15 protein-coding genes are annotated in these 13,377 nt (G+C 58.8%); 6 read left to right on the plus strand and 9 right to left on the minus strand.

Going from position 1 to position 13,377, the window contains the following annotated elements; genetic code table 11:
- Positions 1-69: 69 nt before the first annotated feature.
- From ccoP to cobU, 5 genes are all read right to left on the minus strand, one after another.
- Positions 70-933: a cytochrome-c oxidase, cbb3-type subunit III gene (ccoP, locus tag FY156_07840; GenBank protein UXS01397.1), complete on the minus strand. Its 864-nt coding sequence runs from the start codon at positions 931-933 to the stop codon at positions 70-72.
- 3 nt (positions 934-936) lie between these two features.
- Positions 937-1,089 (minus strand): cbb3-type cytochrome c oxidase subunit 3, encoded by a 153-nt coding sequence (locus FY156_07845; GenBank protein ID UXS01398.1) that lies wholly within the window; start codon positions 1,087-1,089, stop codon positions 937-939.
- A 9-nt stretch (positions 1,090-1,098) separates the two neighbouring features.
- Positions 1,099-1,830 (minus strand): cytochrome-c oxidase, cbb3-type subunit II, encoded by a 732-nt coding sequence (gene ccoO / locus FY156_07850; protein UXS01399.1) that lies wholly within the window; start codon positions 1,828-1,830, stop codon positions 1,099-1,101.
- Between the two features lie 12 nt (positions 1,831-1,842).
- Positions 1,843-3,468, minus strand: a complete 1,626-nt coding sequence (gene ccoN / locus FY156_07855) for a cytochrome-c oxidase, cbb3-type subunit I (GenBank protein ID UXS01400.1) — start codon at positions 3,466-3,468, stop codon at positions 1,843-1,845.
- Between the two features lie 151 nt (positions 3,469-3,619).
- Positions 3,620-4,141, minus strand: coding sequence for a bifunctional adenosylcobinamide kinase/adenosylcobinamide-phosphate guanylyltransferase (gene cobU / locus FY156_07860; protein ID UXS03075.1), 522 nt, complete (start codon positions 4,139-4,141; stop codon positions 3,620-3,622).
- 549 nt (positions 4,142-4,690) lie between these two features.
- Between cobU and FY156_07865 the strand changes: the two genes are divergently transcribed.
- The gene (locus FY156_07865; protein UXS01401.1) at positions 4,691-5,383 is read left to right on the plus strand and encodes a DUF599 family protein; all 693 of its coding nucleotides are present in this window, start codon (positions 4,691-4,693) and stop codon (positions 5,381-5,383) included.
- Between the two features lie 63 nt (positions 5,384-5,446).
- On the plus strand, positions 5,447-6,412 hold the full coding sequence (locus FY156_07870) for a DUF1624 domain-containing protein (protein ID UXS01402.1): 966 nt from the start codon (positions 5,447-5,449) through the stop codon (positions 6,410-6,412).
- A gap of 32 nt (positions 6,413-6,444) precedes the next feature.
- Here the strand turns inward: FY156_07870 and FY156_07875 are convergent, their stop codons facing one another.
- Positions 6,445-6,831, minus strand: a complete 387-nt coding sequence (locus tag FY156_07875; protein ID UXS01403.1) for a MerR family DNA-binding transcriptional regulator — start codon at positions 6,829-6,831, stop codon at positions 6,445-6,447.
- 76 nt (positions 6,832-6,907) lie between these two features.
- Positions 6,908-8,335, minus strand: a complete 1,428-nt coding sequence (gene mgtE, locus FY156_07880; protein UXS01404.1) for a magnesium transporter — start codon at positions 8,333-8,335, stop codon at positions 6,908-6,910.
- A 334-nt stretch (positions 8,336-8,669) separates the two neighbouring features.
- Between mgtE and FY156_07885 the strand changes: the two genes are divergently transcribed.
- The 3 genes from FY156_07885 to FY156_07895 are packed head-to-tail and all read left to right on the plus strand — an operon-like array spanning position 8,670 to position 11,789.
- Positions 8,670-10,976: an FdhF/YdeP family oxidoreductase gene (locus FY156_07885; protein ID UXS01405.1), complete on the plus strand. Its 2,307-nt coding sequence runs from the start codon at positions 8,670-8,672 to the stop codon at positions 10,974-10,976.
- The gene (locus FY156_07890; GenBank protein ID UXS01406.1) at positions 10,973-11,278 is read left to right on the plus strand and encodes a hypothetical protein; all 306 of its coding nucleotides are present in this window, start codon (positions 10,973-10,975) and stop codon (positions 11,276-11,278) included. The genes FY156_07885 and FY156_07890 overlap by 4 nt, the downstream gene beginning before the upstream one ends.
- A gap of 19 nt (positions 11,279-11,297) precedes the next feature.
- On the plus strand, positions 11,298-11,789 hold the full coding sequence (locus FY156_07895) for a peptide deformylase (GenBank protein UXS01407.1): 492 nt from the start codon (positions 11,298-11,300) through the stop codon (positions 11,787-11,789).
- Between the two features lie 2 nt (positions 11,790-11,791).
- Here the strand turns inward: FY156_07895 and FY156_07900 are convergent, their stop codons facing one another.
- Complete coding sequence (locus tag FY156_07900; GenBank protein UXS01408.1) at positions 11,792-12,217, minus strand: OsmC family protein; 426 nt, start codon at positions 12,215-12,217, stop codon at positions 11,792-11,794.
- Positions 12,218-12,556: 339 nt separating this feature from the next.
- Positions 12,557-12,889: a PAS domain-containing protein gene (locus FY156_07905; protein UXS03076.1), complete on the minus strand. Its 333-nt coding sequence runs from the start codon at positions 12,887-12,889 to the stop codon at positions 12,557-12,559.
- A 278-nt stretch (positions 12,890-13,167) separates the two neighbouring features.
- On the opposite strand from FY156_07905, the gene FY156_07910 reads away from it, so the two are divergent.
- A complete protein-coding gene (locus tag FY156_07910; protein ID UXS01409.1) occupies positions 13,168-13,359 on the plus strand; it encodes a hypothetical protein in 192 nt (63 codons plus the stop codon).
- The last annotated feature ends 18 nt before the right edge of the window (positions 13,360-13,377 follow it).

Below are 13,377 nucleotides of genomic sequence, written 5' to 3' on the forward strand. Positions count from 1 at the left end.
AGACGAAAAAGGGGCGCTTCGAGCGCCCCTTCTTTATTTGATGATCTGGATTCGACGATCTGGCGTCCCTTATTCGCCGCCCCCCAGCGAATGCACGAAGATGGCAAGCTGCTTGACCGTGGCGTCACCAAGACGTCCACCCCAGGCGGGCATGACGCCGTGCTTGGGCGAACGGATCTGTGAGACGATGCCCTGCTCGCCATGCGCTTTCAGCCAGATGGCATCGGCAAGATCGGGCGCGCCGAACTCGCGGTTGCCCTTGGCATCCTCTCCATGGCACGAGGCGCAATTGTCGGCGAAGACCTGCTTGCCGGGCTCCACCAGCGCCGGATCGGAAGGCGTTCCGGTCAGGCTGACGACGTAGGCCGCCACCTCGCGGATTTCCGATGTCTCGAGAATATCGCCGAACGCCGGCATTTCCGAAATACGGGTATCCGCGTCCTCGGCAAAGCGAATGCCGTGGTTGATGGTGGTATAGATATCCTCGACGCTACCGCCCCAAAGCCATTCGTCATCATTGAGGTTGGGGTAACCCTGGCTCCCCTCGGCACCGGAGCCATGACATTGAATGCAATTGACCTTGAAGGCGGCGGCACCGCCCGATAGCGCGAACTGCATCAATGTGCTGTCGGCCTGGATATCTTCGAGCGAGGCGCTGGCGATCCTGTCGAGTGAGACGCTCTGCGCATCCTTGGCGGTGGCGATTTCGGCGGTGATGTCAGCGCGGCTGCTCCAACCGAGCACGCCTTGTGTCGCGCCGTTGATCAGCGGCCATGCCGGAAAGGCAATGGTGTAACCGATGGCCCAGAGAATGGTGGCGTAGAAGGTCCACACCCACCATCTCGGCATCGGGTTGTTCAGTTCACGAATGCCGTCCCATTCATGGCCGGTTGTTTCGACGCCGCTCAGCTTGTCTATATGTTTGTCGGCCATATCCTAGTCCTCCTTCAGAGGGATGCTGGCGGCATCGTTGGCCGCCTTCTTGCCGCCGGGACGCAGGGTGAACACCACGACGCCGACGAAAAACAGCGCCATGGCAAGCAGGCCCCAGCTATCGGCGAAGTGACGCATGGCTGTGTAGGTTTCCATGGTCTCTCCTCACCGGTATCCGGCCGCATCGTCATAGGTCGAGAAATCGACCAGCGTGCCGAGCATCTGCAGATAAGCGACCAGCGCATCCATCTCGGTCAGCCTGGCCGGATCGCCGTCGAAATCGCCGATCTTGGCCTTGGGGTAGCGCTGCAATACACCGCTGGTATCGGCATTCGGGTCGGCCTGCGCCGCAAGGTCGGCGGCCGCACTGTCGATCATCTCGTCGCTATAGGGCACGCCAACAGCGCGATTTGCCTTCAGCTCCATCGAAACGTCGGTCACCTTGAGAGGTGTCGTCTTGAGGAAGGCGTAGGACGGCATGATCGATTCCGGCACCACCGAACGCGGGTCGGCCAGATGCTGTACGTGCCATTCGTTCGAATAACGGTCGCCGACACGGGCAAGATCGGGCCCGGTTCGCTTCGAACCCCACTGGAACGGGTGGTCGTACATGGATTCGGCCGCCAGGCTGTAATGGCCATAACGTTCCACCTCATCGCGGAACGGGCGGATCATCTGGCTGTGGCAGACGTAGCAGCCCTCGCGGATGTAGATGTTGCGCCCGGCCAGTTCGAGCGGTGAATAAGGCCGCATGCCCTCCACCTTCTCGATGGTGTTTTCAAGGTAGAACAGCGGCGCGATTTCCACGATACCGCCAATCGAAACGACGAGAAGCGAACCGACGAGAAGCAGGGTGGCGTTGCGTTCTATGAGCTGGTGTTTGTCAAGAAGCGACATGGTTGCTCCTCCTTATTCGGCCGGCTGGGCAACGACGGGATAGCTTCCGGCAATCGGAGCCTCCTCCCGCTCGTAACCGCGCGCGGTCATGTAGACGTTGTAGGCCATGACGAGACCGCCGCAGAGGTAGAGCCCCCCGCCGACCGCACGCAGGACGTAATACGGGAACAGCGCCGCGACCGATTCCGCGAAGGAATAGACGAGGAAGCCCTGCTGGTCGTATTCGCGCCACATCAGCGCCTGCTGGATACCGGCAACCCACAGCACGGCGGCGTAGATGACGATGCCGAGCGTTGCGAGCCAGAAGTGCCAGTTGACCATGCGCAGGCTGTAAAGCCGGTCGCGGTTCCACAGCTTCGGTGTCAGGTAATAGATGGCGCCGAAGGTAATCATGCCGACCCAGCCGAGCGCGCCCGAATGCACGTGGCCGATCGTCCAGTCCGTATAATGGCTGAGCGAATTGACGGCCTTGATCGACATCATCGGTCCCTCGAAGGTCGACATGCCGTAGAAGGCGATGGCAATCACCATCATGCGGATGATCGGATCGGTGCGGATCTTGTCCCATGCGCCCGAAAGCGTCATCAGGCCGTTGATCATGCCACCCCACGACGGCATCCACAGCATGATCGAAAACACCATGCCGAGCGTCTGCGCCCAGTCGGGCAGCGCCGTATAATGCAGGTGGTGCGGACCTGCCCAGATATACATGAAGATCAGCGCCCAGAAGTGGATGATTGACAGGCGATAGGAATAAACCGGGCGACCGGCCTGCTTCGGCACGAAGTAATACATCATGCCCAGGAAGCCTGCGGTCAGGAAGAAACCGACGGCGTTATGGCCGTACCACCATTGCGTCAGCGCATCCTGCACGCCCGCGAAGGCCGAATAGCTTTTGACACCGAGGAAGGAAACCGGGATCGCCAGATTGTTGACGATGTGCAGCATGGCAATCGTCACGATGAAGGCGAGATAGAACCAGTTCGCCACATAGATATGCGGCTCCTTGCGCATCAGGATCGTACCGAGAAACGCGATGAGATAGGCAACCCAGACAATCGTCAGCCAGATGTCGACATACCATTCCGGTTCGGCATATTCGCGTCCCTGGGTAATCCCGAGCAGATAGCCGGTGGCCGCCATGACGATGAAGAGATTGTAACCCCAGAACACGAACCAGCCGAGGTTGCCGCCAAAAAGGCGGGCGCGACAGGTTCTCTGAACCACGTAGAAGGACGTGGCAATCAGCGCATTTCCCCCGAAAGCGAAGATCACCGCCGACGTGTGCAGAGGCCGCGTGCGGCCGAAATTGAACCAGGGCGCGACATTGAGATCGGGATAGGCAAGCTGCAGCGCCACGACCACGCCGACCAGAAAGCCGACGACACCCCAGAACACGGTCGCGACCACGCCGTATTTTACCACCTCGTCAAAATACTCGGACTGGCGCTGCGTCTTCGCAGCCTGACCAACCGGCGCAAAGGACACACGGCGCAGCAACAGAACGGTGCCGACAAGCAGCGTGAAGAACAGAACCCACATATGGGCTTCAAAAAGACTGTCGTGAGCGAAGGCCGCTCCGAGCAGCGCGAAAAAGGCCCCGAGGGCCACCATCGCAATTTCCAAGGTATAGTTCATTGTTGGTTTCCCCCAACGTCAAGCGGATCGACGCCAGGCGCGAGCAGCTTTCGAAAGCGGAAACCGGCCTTTGCGTCAGGGGGAGCATTGCCACCGACCGCGGGAAACAGCCTTGATTCAGATCAACGGAAAAAGAGCTGCTGGAAGCGGCCTAGCCCTTCATTTTCAGAGGCAGGCCGGCGGCGATGAAATAGACCTCGCCTGCGATGGCGGCAACGCGCTGGTGCAGGCGGCCCGCATGATCGCGAAACTCCCGTGCCATGCGGTTTTCCGGCACGATGCCGAGGCCAACCTCGTTGGACACGAAGATCAACCTCGCCCTTGCCTTGCCGATATGCTGTTCAAGCAATGAGAAGGCAGCCTCGATATCGGCCTCTTCCATCATCAGGTTGGTGAGCCACAACGTCAGGCAGTCGATCAGGACGACATTATCGGGCGCGTCGATCTCACGCAGCACGGACACGATATCGACAGGCGCCTCATGGGTGATCCACTCTTCACCGCGTCGGTCCCGATGGTGGGTAATGCGTTCGCGCATCTCGTCATCCCACGCCCGGCCGGTGGCGATGTAATGCGCCTGGCCGCCTGCCGCCTTGACAAGATCTTCGGCGAAACGGGATTTTCCGGAGCGAGCGCCGCCGAGAACGAGAACAGAGCGTGAAGTATCAGTCATGCGAACCAGAAGAGAAATCTGAAGGAGAGCCGGTGTCATTGCGGCGATACCACAAGCCGCAAGCCGCCGCGTCATGAAAAGAGAACGATTCGTAGATCAAGAGGCGTTCTCCCGGTCGATCATGCCGGACTGCTGCGATACCGTTTCAAAGGGCCGAACCCGTCCGCACCATGCGGACATCAAAGCGCAGCTTTCGATAAAACGGAAACACCGGACTCTCTGGAAAAAGGCTAGGTCCGAACGCGCTTTCTGTCAATCGAGCGTGACGCGCGAAAACATCGGATCTGGGTCGGCAACCGGGACGCAAAACCTTTTCCGGTGCCGACAGGCAGCGTTCGTTGCCTGTGCGTCATTGATAGCCGCAACATGGTTACCGGAACGTTAGCGCCGGACGCGATCTCATGCCATCGATGCAAGACAGGGCCATTTTAAGCTGTTTACTCGCCCTGCCATTGCATCAAAAGCGATTCCGGTTCGCGCGCCTATGCGCTAACCTTCGCGCGACATCCGGTTCGCAAGATTCGCAAACAGCAAAGGTTCTCGCCCACGATGACCACCATGGACTATGTGGCATTCGCTCTCTTCATCCTGCTGTGGATGAGCTATACGCACCTCACCACGAAGTCGACCTGGTTTTCGAGAACGAGCCTGAACCGGGCGATGGCCGAACGTCGCCGTGAATGGATTTACAATTCCCTGAAACGCGACCTGAAAATGATCGATACGCAGATCATGGCGGGCCTGCAGAACGGCACGGCGTTTTTCGCCTCCACCTCGATCTTCGCCATCGGTGGCTGTTTTGCGCTGCTGGGTGCCACAGACCAGGTCGAATCGGTGTTTCGCGACATGCCCTTCGTACATTACGGCGGCCGGACCGCCTTCGAATTGAAGGTTATCGGCCTCACCTGTCTTTTCGGTTATTCCTTCTTCAAGTTCGGCTGGTCCTACCGCCTGTTCAACTATTGCACCATTCTGTTCGGCGCCATTCCGATGGTGCACGACGCCAATGCCGATCAGGCCGCCGCCGAACGCGCCGCCGAAAACGTCATTCGCATGAACATCATCGCCGCGAAGAATTTCAACGACGGCCTGAGAACCATCTTCCTGTCGATCGGTTATCTGGGATGGTTCATCAGCTCCTATGTTTTCATCGCCACCACCACCATCATCATCGTTGCCCTGCTGCGCCGCCAGTTCTTTTCGGAGGCACGACTGGCGATCATGGATGAATCGAAGCCTTGAAATCGCCTTACTTCGAAGGCCAAGCCCGAAGCAACGAAACCTCAGCGTGAAGCAGCTCCCGACATGGAAACAGATAGTGTGGCGCAACCGCCTCGTCCCAAAGGCCGCATAGGCGGGCTCGATACCCTGCGCGGCATTGCGCTGCTGGCCATGGCCTCCTACCATTTCACCTGGGATCTGGAGCTGTTCGGCTATCTGGAGCCCGGCACGGCAACCGAGGGCCTGTGGAAGCTTTATGCCCGTGGCATCGCCACGTCCTTCCTGTTTCTGGCGGGTTTCAGCCTGTATCTGGCGCATGGCAAGGGCATAAACTGGGCCTCGTTCAACAAGCGCTTTGCCATGGTCGCAGGTTCGGCCCTGCTGATCACCGTTGCGACCATCTTCGCCTTCCCCGACAGCTTCATCTTCTTCGGCATCCTGCACACCATTGCCGCGACAAGCGTGATCGGTCTCCTCTTCCTGCGTGTGCCGGCGTTGCTGACGCTCGTGGCTGCCGTCGTCGCGTTTGCCCTGCCGCATTATATTCAGTCGGACCTGTTCAACAGTCGCTGGCTGGCCTGGATCGGCTTTGCGACGCTGCCGCCACGCTCCAACGACTATGTGCCGCTTCTGCCCTGGCTTGCCCCTGTGCTGGTAGGTATCGCGGCCTCGAAATTCGTGGTGCCGCGCGGATGGCTGGACCGTTTCCGCACGCCAAGCGCGCCGCGCAACATCATTGCGCTCGCCGGTCGCCACAGCCTGATGTTTTATCTGGTGCATCAGCCGCTGCTGCTCGGCATCGTCTACGTTGCCTCGCAGATCGCCCCGCCGCCGCCGGTCGATCAGGTCGAACTCTACAAGTCGAGCTGTGAGAAAAGCTGCATGCAGCAGGAAAACAGCGTGGACCTATGCCAGCGCTTCTGCGGCTGCACGCTGGAGAAGCTGCATGCGGAAAATCTGTTCGATCAGATGATGGAAGGCAGCCTGTCGGTAGAACAGCAGTCAAAGATCACCGACGTTGCATCGCAGTGCACGGTGGAAGCGCAATAGCGCTTCCCGCCAACAGGTAAATCGTCAGAAAATCAGGTGCCGACGCCGATTTCGGCCAGGCGCGTAAGGCAGGCTTCCTCGACATTGTCGAGCTCCGCCAAGGTTTCCTCGATGTCCTTGCGCTTCTGGCGAAGGTCGGCACGCTTTTCGTCGACCTTCTTCATCAGAAGCTCAAGCTGACCCGATTCGCCCGGCGGCTCCTTGTAGACATGAATGATCTCACGGATTTCGGCGATCGTGAAACCGATACGGCGACCACGCAGGATTTCCTGAATGAGATGGCGATCTGCCGACCGGAACAGCCGGGTCCGACCACGGCGCTCAGGATGAATGAGCCCCTCGTCCTCGTAAAATCTCAAGGTGCGAGTGGAAACGCCGAATTCGCGTGTCAGTTCGGTTATGCTATAATACTTGTTCACGGGCCTATCCGATTCATAACCCGAGAATTATTATTTGACCTTAACGTAAAAGTCAATTTTTTGCTTGCCCGGCACCCTACCCCGAAATGCCATACCACCATGTCGCGATGCCAAGGAAGGCAAAGAAGCCGACGATATCGGTAATCGCCGTCACGAACACGGCAGATGATACCGCGGGATCGGCCCCGAACTTGTCGAGAACAAGCGGAATGAGAATGCCCGCCAGCGCCGCCGCCAGCATGTTGAGACACATGGCCGTGGCAATGATGCCGCCGATGTGGATATCCTGAAACCATATTCCCGCCACCACGCCAATCGCAGTACCGAACAACATGCCGTTCAGGATGCCGACGCCCGCCTCACGGCGGATGATGCGCGCCGCATTGTGGATGTCGAGGCTCTTGGTCGCCAGCGCCCGCACCGAAACCGTCATGGTCTGCGACCCGGCATTGCCGCCCATGCCGGCGACCGCAGGCATCAGGATGGCCAGCGCCACGATCTGCTGGATTGTCGCATCGAACAGGCTGATCACCGATGCCGACAGGAAAGCGGTCACCAGATTGACGGCAAGCCACGGCACGCGTGACCGCGATGTGCTGGCAACGGAGTCGGAAAGTTCTTCGTCACCCACGCCGCCGAGGCGCAAAAGATCCTCCTCCGCCTCTTCCTGAATAACGTCGACCACGTCATCGATGGTCAGGACACCGACCAGCCTGCCGTTGTTATCCACGACAGCGGCTGAGAGAAGGTCGTACTGCTCGAAAAGCTGCGCGGCCTCTTCCTGGTCCATCTCGGCCGGAATCGAATGGTTCGTCTCGTGCATGATCGTTTCGACCTTCACCTGACGCTTGGCGCGCAGCACCCGGTCGAGGTCGAGAGCGCCAACCAGCTTGAAGGTCGGATCGATGACGAAAATCTGCGAAAAGGAATCCGGCAATTCCTCCTCTTCCCGCAAATAATCGATGGTCTGGCCGACGGTCCAGAACGGTGGCACAGCCACGAATTCCGTCTGCATACGGCGACCGGCCGAGCTTTCCGGATAATCGAGCGCCCGCATGAGGCGAACACGCTCGGTAAAGGGAAGCTGCGAAAGAATATCCTCGCGGTCCTCGTCGTCGAGGTCCTCGAGAATGTAGACGGCGTCGTCCGAATCCAGTTCGCCGATACCGGCGGCAATCTGCTCGTTCGACATCTGGTCGACGATATCGAGACGGATGCCCTCATCCACCTCCGTCAGCGCCGTCATGTCGAAGTCGGAACCAAGCAGGCGTACGAGCGCGTGGCGCTGTTCCGGCTGAATGGATTCGATCAGGTCACCGAGTTCGGATTCATGCAGCTTGGCGACGTTGCGACGCAGGAAAAGCAGGTCGCGGTCGGCAATCGCCGCCCCCACCATGGCCAGAAAATCGGAACGGATAGACCCGTCTTCGGCATAGATATCGGAAGGCACGTCCACGGACTTGTCGTCTTCGGGCGCGAGAAGATCGTCGTCACGGTCTGTCATCTTGCGTCCCCTTGTTTCTGAAATGCCGCAGTGCACGAATTGGCTGGAGAATGGCGTTTAAAAACTTATTGTCAACAACCGGATAGCTGCAAACCGGCAAGCACCGCCGCCACGACGAGAATGTTGCAAATTGCCCTCATGCGTGAGGGGTTTTCACATCAGACCGAACGCCGAACCGTCGCTTGCCGTTCCATGCGAACCGGAAAGATAAGCGTTGACATATACGTTCCCAGGGCGATTCTGGAACACTTGATCTCAGGCATATCGCCAGGAATCGACGTGCCCGGCACAGCCGCACGCAATCACAAGCAGACGTCAGGAAAGACGGACAGAAATGAGCAAGACGGACTTTATCGGCAAGGCATCTTCGGCGGCAGGCGGCTGGGGCGCGCTCAAAAGCGTGGGCAAACGCCTGATGGAGTCAGGAGCCCCGATATCCGGTGCGCGAACGCTTCTTAAAGCCAACCAGCCCGATGGTTTCGACTGTCCCGGCTGCGCATGGGGCGACCCTGAACACGGTTCATCCTTCGAGTTTTGCGAAAACGGCGTCAAGGCCGTCGCCTGGGAAGCGACCGAAGCACGGGTACCGCCGGACTTCTTTGTGCAGCACACCGTCTCAACCCTTGCACAATGGTCGGATTATGAGCTGGAAAAACAGGGCAGGCTCACCCATCCGATGCGTTACGACCGCAAGGCCGACAAATATCTTCCCGTATCCTGGGACGATGCCTTTGCCGAAATCGGCCGTATTCTCAACAGCCTCGACAGCCCCGACCGCGCCGAGTTCTATACCTCCGGCCGCGCCTCGAACGAGGCAGCCTTCCTCTATCAGCTCATGGTTCGCCTTTATGGCACGAACAATTTCCCTGACTGCTCCAACATGTGCCACGAAGCAAGCGGTGTGGGCCTGAAAGCCTCCATCGGCGTTGGCAAGGGCACCGTGCTGCTGGAGGATTTCGAGCAGGCCGACGCCATCTTCGTGATCGGCCAGAACCCCGGCACCAACCATCCACGCATGCTGGGTGACCTGCGCCGCGCCGCACTCAGAGGCGCAAAGATCGTCGTGCTCAACCCGATCAGAGAAAAGGGACTGGAGCGTTTCGCCGATCCGCAGGACAAGGTCGAGATGATGACCGGCGGCAACACGAAAATTGCCACCAATTATTACCAGCCGAAGCAAGGTGGCGACATGGCCGCCATTCGCGGCATGAGCAAAGCGGTCTTTGCCGCCAACGATGCCGCAAAAGCGGCCGGTGAACCCGCCATCATCGACCATGACTTCCTCGCCGATCACGCGGTCGAATTCGAAGCCTACCGCGCTGCCGTCGATGCGACGAGCTGGGACGACATTCTCGACCAGTCCGGGCTGACGCGCACCGAGATCGACGAAGCCGCCAGCATCTATATGCAGGCCAATGCGGTGATCGCCACATGGGCCATGGGCATCACGCAGCACAAGCATTCGGTGATCACCGTTCGGGAAATCGCCAATTTCATGCTGTTGTGTGGCAATGTCGGTCGTCCCGGCGCCGGTCTATGCCCCGTGCGCGGCCATTCCAACGTCCAGGGCGACCGCACCGTCGGCATTGACGAGAAGGCGCCGCCTGCCCTCCTCGACGCGCTGGAAAAGGAACTGGGCGTGCCTATGCCGCGCAAGCGCGGCCACAACACCGTGGAAGCCATTGCCGCCATGCTGGACGGAACGGCCGAAACCTTCATCGCGCTCGGCGGCAACTTCCTGCGGGCCACCCCGGACAGCCCGTTGATCATCGATGCCTTCAGAAAACAGAAGCTGACGGTCAACATCGCCACCAAGCTCAACCACTCGCACCTGGTGCCGGGTGAAACATCCTACATTCTGCCCTGCCTTGGACGCACGGAAATCGACCGCAACTCGAAAGGCCGCGCACAGATCGTTACAGTCGAGGATTCCATGAGCATGGTGCACGGTTCGGGCGGCATCAATCCAGCCGCATCGGAAGACCTGCGTTCGGAAGTGGCAATCGTTGCCGGCATCGCCGCAGCCACGCTCGGTAATGCCCGCGTCGACTGGCAGGCGATGGCGGATGATTACGACCTCATTCGCGACATGATCGAGCGTGTCATTCCGGGCTTTGACAATTTCAACGAACGCGTTCGCGTGCCGCGTGGCTTCCATCTGCGCAATGCCGCCGCCGAGCGGGAATGGAACACTCCGGCCGGAAAAGCGACCTTCTATACGGGCGAACTTCCCGCAAAGACCGAGCACCAGCAGGCGCTAGGCGATGACAATCTGTTCGTGCTGCAGACATTCCGCAGCCACGACCAGTACAACACGACGATCTACGGCATGGATGACCGCTATCGCGGCGTCTATGGCGAGCGCCACGTCATTTTCATGAACCCGAAGGACATGGAGGCGCTGGGCGCCCATTCGCGCCAGCGCGTCGATGTCATCGGCCAGTATACCGATGGCCGTGAGCGCATCGCCGAAAACTTCCGTCTCGTGCCCTATAACATTCCACGCGGCAGCATCGGCGGTTATTACCCCGAACTCAACGTGCTCGTACCCCTGAGCAGCTATGGCGACGGCAGCTTCACCCCGACGTCTAAATCCGTCCTGGTGACCATCAAGCTGCGCGCCGGTTCCGAGGCGGCATGAGCGATGACGATCACGCCGCAGCCGCATTCCTGGCTGCGGTCGACAGGCTCGTGCATCTGGCCTCGCCTGATATCAGTGCCACAGCCGCCGCCACGCTGCTCGCCATCCATCTTGGCCTTGCCACGGACAGCCGCAGCATTTCCAAACGGCTGGGGCTTGCCCATGCGCTTGTTCTGAGAGAGATAGCAGCCGCGTCTCCCCGCTACATCAGAACGGTAAAACGCGACAGTCGAACGCAAAGAACCTGGTTGGAATTGACCGACGACGGCAGAGACCTTGCCCAATCGTCGGTTTCGACCTGACAACGAACGGAGACACGTCTTGGCGATCCGGCCGATTCTTTCCTACCCGCATCCGGGATTGTCCGAAATCTGCGCGCCCGTTGCGGTTTTCGACGACACCGTGACAACACTGGTCGATGACCTGACCGATACCATGCGGGCCGCCCCCGGCGTCGGCATCACCGCCGCCCATATCGGCGTCAGACAGCGAGTTTTCGTGCTGGAACTGACGCCGGGAACGGTGCTGACCTATATCAACCCTGAAATCACCGGGCTTTCGTCCGAGATCATGCGCCACGTCGAAGGCAGCGTGTCGATGCCTGGATTCACGGACGAGGTGGAGCGCCCCGCCACGGTGACGCTGCGCTATCAGGATGTGACGGGAAAGATGCATGAGGAAACCGCCACAGGTTTCCACGCGATCTGCATCCAGCACGAAATCGACCAGCTTGACGGCATGTTCTGGCTGAAGCGCCTGTCGAAGCTGAAGCGCGACCGCCTCATCAAGAAATGGGACAAGTCCCGCAAGTAATCCTAGCGGTCATTCGCGAGTACAATATCCACCTCACCCTTCAGCGTGTTGCTGACGGTGCAGATTTCCTCGGCCTTGTGAGCGATCGCATGACGCGTCTCGGCATCGTAATCACCCGCGATATCGATCGAGACGTCGAAGCGGATGATGCGGTACGGCTCCGTCTCAGATTTTTCGCCGGAGACGCTGACCGAGACGTTTTCGAACCGGTCGAGCACGCCCATCTGGCTTGCAGCAATTCTGGCGCTCAGCGCCAGGCAGGCGGCCAGCGATGCGTACATCAGATCCAGAGGATTGTAGCCGGGCTCCGAGGCGCCCGTAACCACGGTGAGGCCACCGCCTGTTGCCGATTCGAGAATTGGGTGGCCAAGGCGATTGAGATTCGCTGTAGCGCCCGTTGGCCTTTTCTTCACTTTGAACTGATTCACGCGACTACCTCGTTTTCAATAAATGCCGTGGAACCAAATTAATTGTGCGCAGTTATTCACGCAACGGTGAACGACCGTTTAAGTGGTTGAAAAAGGGAGCTGAACCATATGGTTACGTCAACGCTCATCAGTATTCTGATTACCTTTCTGGTAATCGTTCTTGTCCTGTGGCTGATCGCTCGCCTGCCCGTCGGCGGCGGCGCAAAGCAGATCGCACAGATTATCGTGATTATTATCGGCATCATTTCGCTTCTGAAATATCTCGCCGTCTTCTAATACGCCTATCGATTGCCCCAAAAGAACTAAGGCGGCCATGTGCCGCCTTTTTTCGGGTTCGGATCAGGCCAAAGCCCGTGGTCGCTTGACCGTAATGTCTCTCACGGCGCCAAGCCCGAGAAACGGCGCATTATCGGCATCGAAGATCGCCCTGCCCTTGGCCGTAATTAACCGGAACGATCCGTCAGGCAGCCAGACCTTGTAGCGTTGATTGAAAAATACACCGGTCGTGATGCTGTCCATGATTGCCTGCGCAACCCGATCCCGCATCTCGATATCGATCCGTTCGAGGATTTCCTCGATCGTTACCCCCTGCGCGCCCGTATCTGCGGAGAAGCCGTGACACTCCGCCGTGACCGCGTCCATGATGAGCCTGTTATCGGCAATACTCCACATGTAGTAGCCGAGCTCATCGTCCGAATTCGCGTTGTCCCCCAACAAGATCGCCCCCAGACGTATTTTTGACAAAAGCTAACATTCAACCCATTACATTCCACCCCTTGCTTTATGGGGGTTACTGCGAAGTAACTCGTCCTAAAACGAGTAATCCACCGAAATCTGTTGGGGTGACCTGCCGATAAGTGAATGTGCCAGCAAAGTTTTTGTTGCACGAACGTCGAAAATCTCTTCTACGGCTACTACATCTCCTGCGGGAAACCATCAAGGAGACGACAATGCTGAAAACCGCTCTTGTTATCGGACTGATGTCCGCGAGCGCGCTGCTGGCCGGATGCCAGACCTGGGAAAGCCCTTACCGCGGAACACAATGGCGCATGGACCAGGTGATGGACGGCGATCCTTACCGCGTTGGTGACGGAAACCACCAGCAAAACGGCACGGCTTCGAACGCCATCATTCGCCGCTGAGAAACGACAGATCGCGCG

The sequence above is a fragment of the Agrobacterium tumefaciens genome (genome assembly GCA_025559845.1).
Classification (GTDB): Bacteria; Pseudomonadota; Alphaproteobacteria; order Rhizobiales; family Rhizobiaceae; genus Agrobacterium.

Coding starts and splice junctions, on each gene's coding strand:
- FY156_07870 (UXS01402.1), top strand. CDS start 5,447: ATGGAAACAGATAGTGTGGCGCAACCGCCTCGTCCCAAAGGCCGCATA.
- FY156_07910 (UXS01409.1), top strand. CDS start 13,168: ATGCTGAAAACCGCTCTTGTTATCGGACTGATGTCCGCGAGCGCGCTG.
- ccoP (UXS01397.1), bottom strand. CDS start 933: ATGGCCGACAAACATATAGACAAGCTGAGCGGCGTCGAAACAACCGGC.
- FY156_07845 (UXS01398.1), bottom strand. CDS start 1,089: ATGGAAACCTACACAGCCATGCGTCACTTCGCCGATAGCTGGGGCCTG.
- FY156_07905 (UXS03076.1), bottom strand. CDS start 12,889: ATGTGGAGTATTGCCGATAACAGGCTCATCATGGACGCGGTCACGGCG.
- cobU (UXS03075.1), bottom strand. CDS start 4,141: ATGACTGATACTTCACGCTCTGTTCTCGTTCTCGGCGGCGCTCGCTCC.
- FY156_07885 (UXS01405.1), top strand. CDS start 8,670: ATGAGCAAGACGGACTTTATCGGCAAGGCATCTTCGGCGGCAGGCGGC.
- FY156_07865 (UXS01401.1), top strand. CDS start 4,691: ATGACCACCATGGACTATGTGGCATTCGCTCTCTTCATCCTGCTGTGG.
- ccoN (UXS01400.1), bottom strand. CDS start 3,468: ATGAACTATACCTTGGAAATTGCGATGGTGGCCCTCGGGGCCTTTTTC.
- FY156_07890 (UXS01406.1), top strand. CDS start 10,973: ATGAGCGATGACGATCACGCCGCAGCCGCATTCCTGGCTGCGGTCGAC.
- ccoO (UXS01399.1), bottom strand. CDS start 1,830: ATGTCGCTTCTTGACAAACACCAGCTCATAGAACGCAACGCCACCCTG.
- mgtE (UXS01404.1), bottom strand. CDS start 8,335: ATGACAGACCGTGACGACGATCTTCTCGCGCCCGAAGACGACAAGTCC.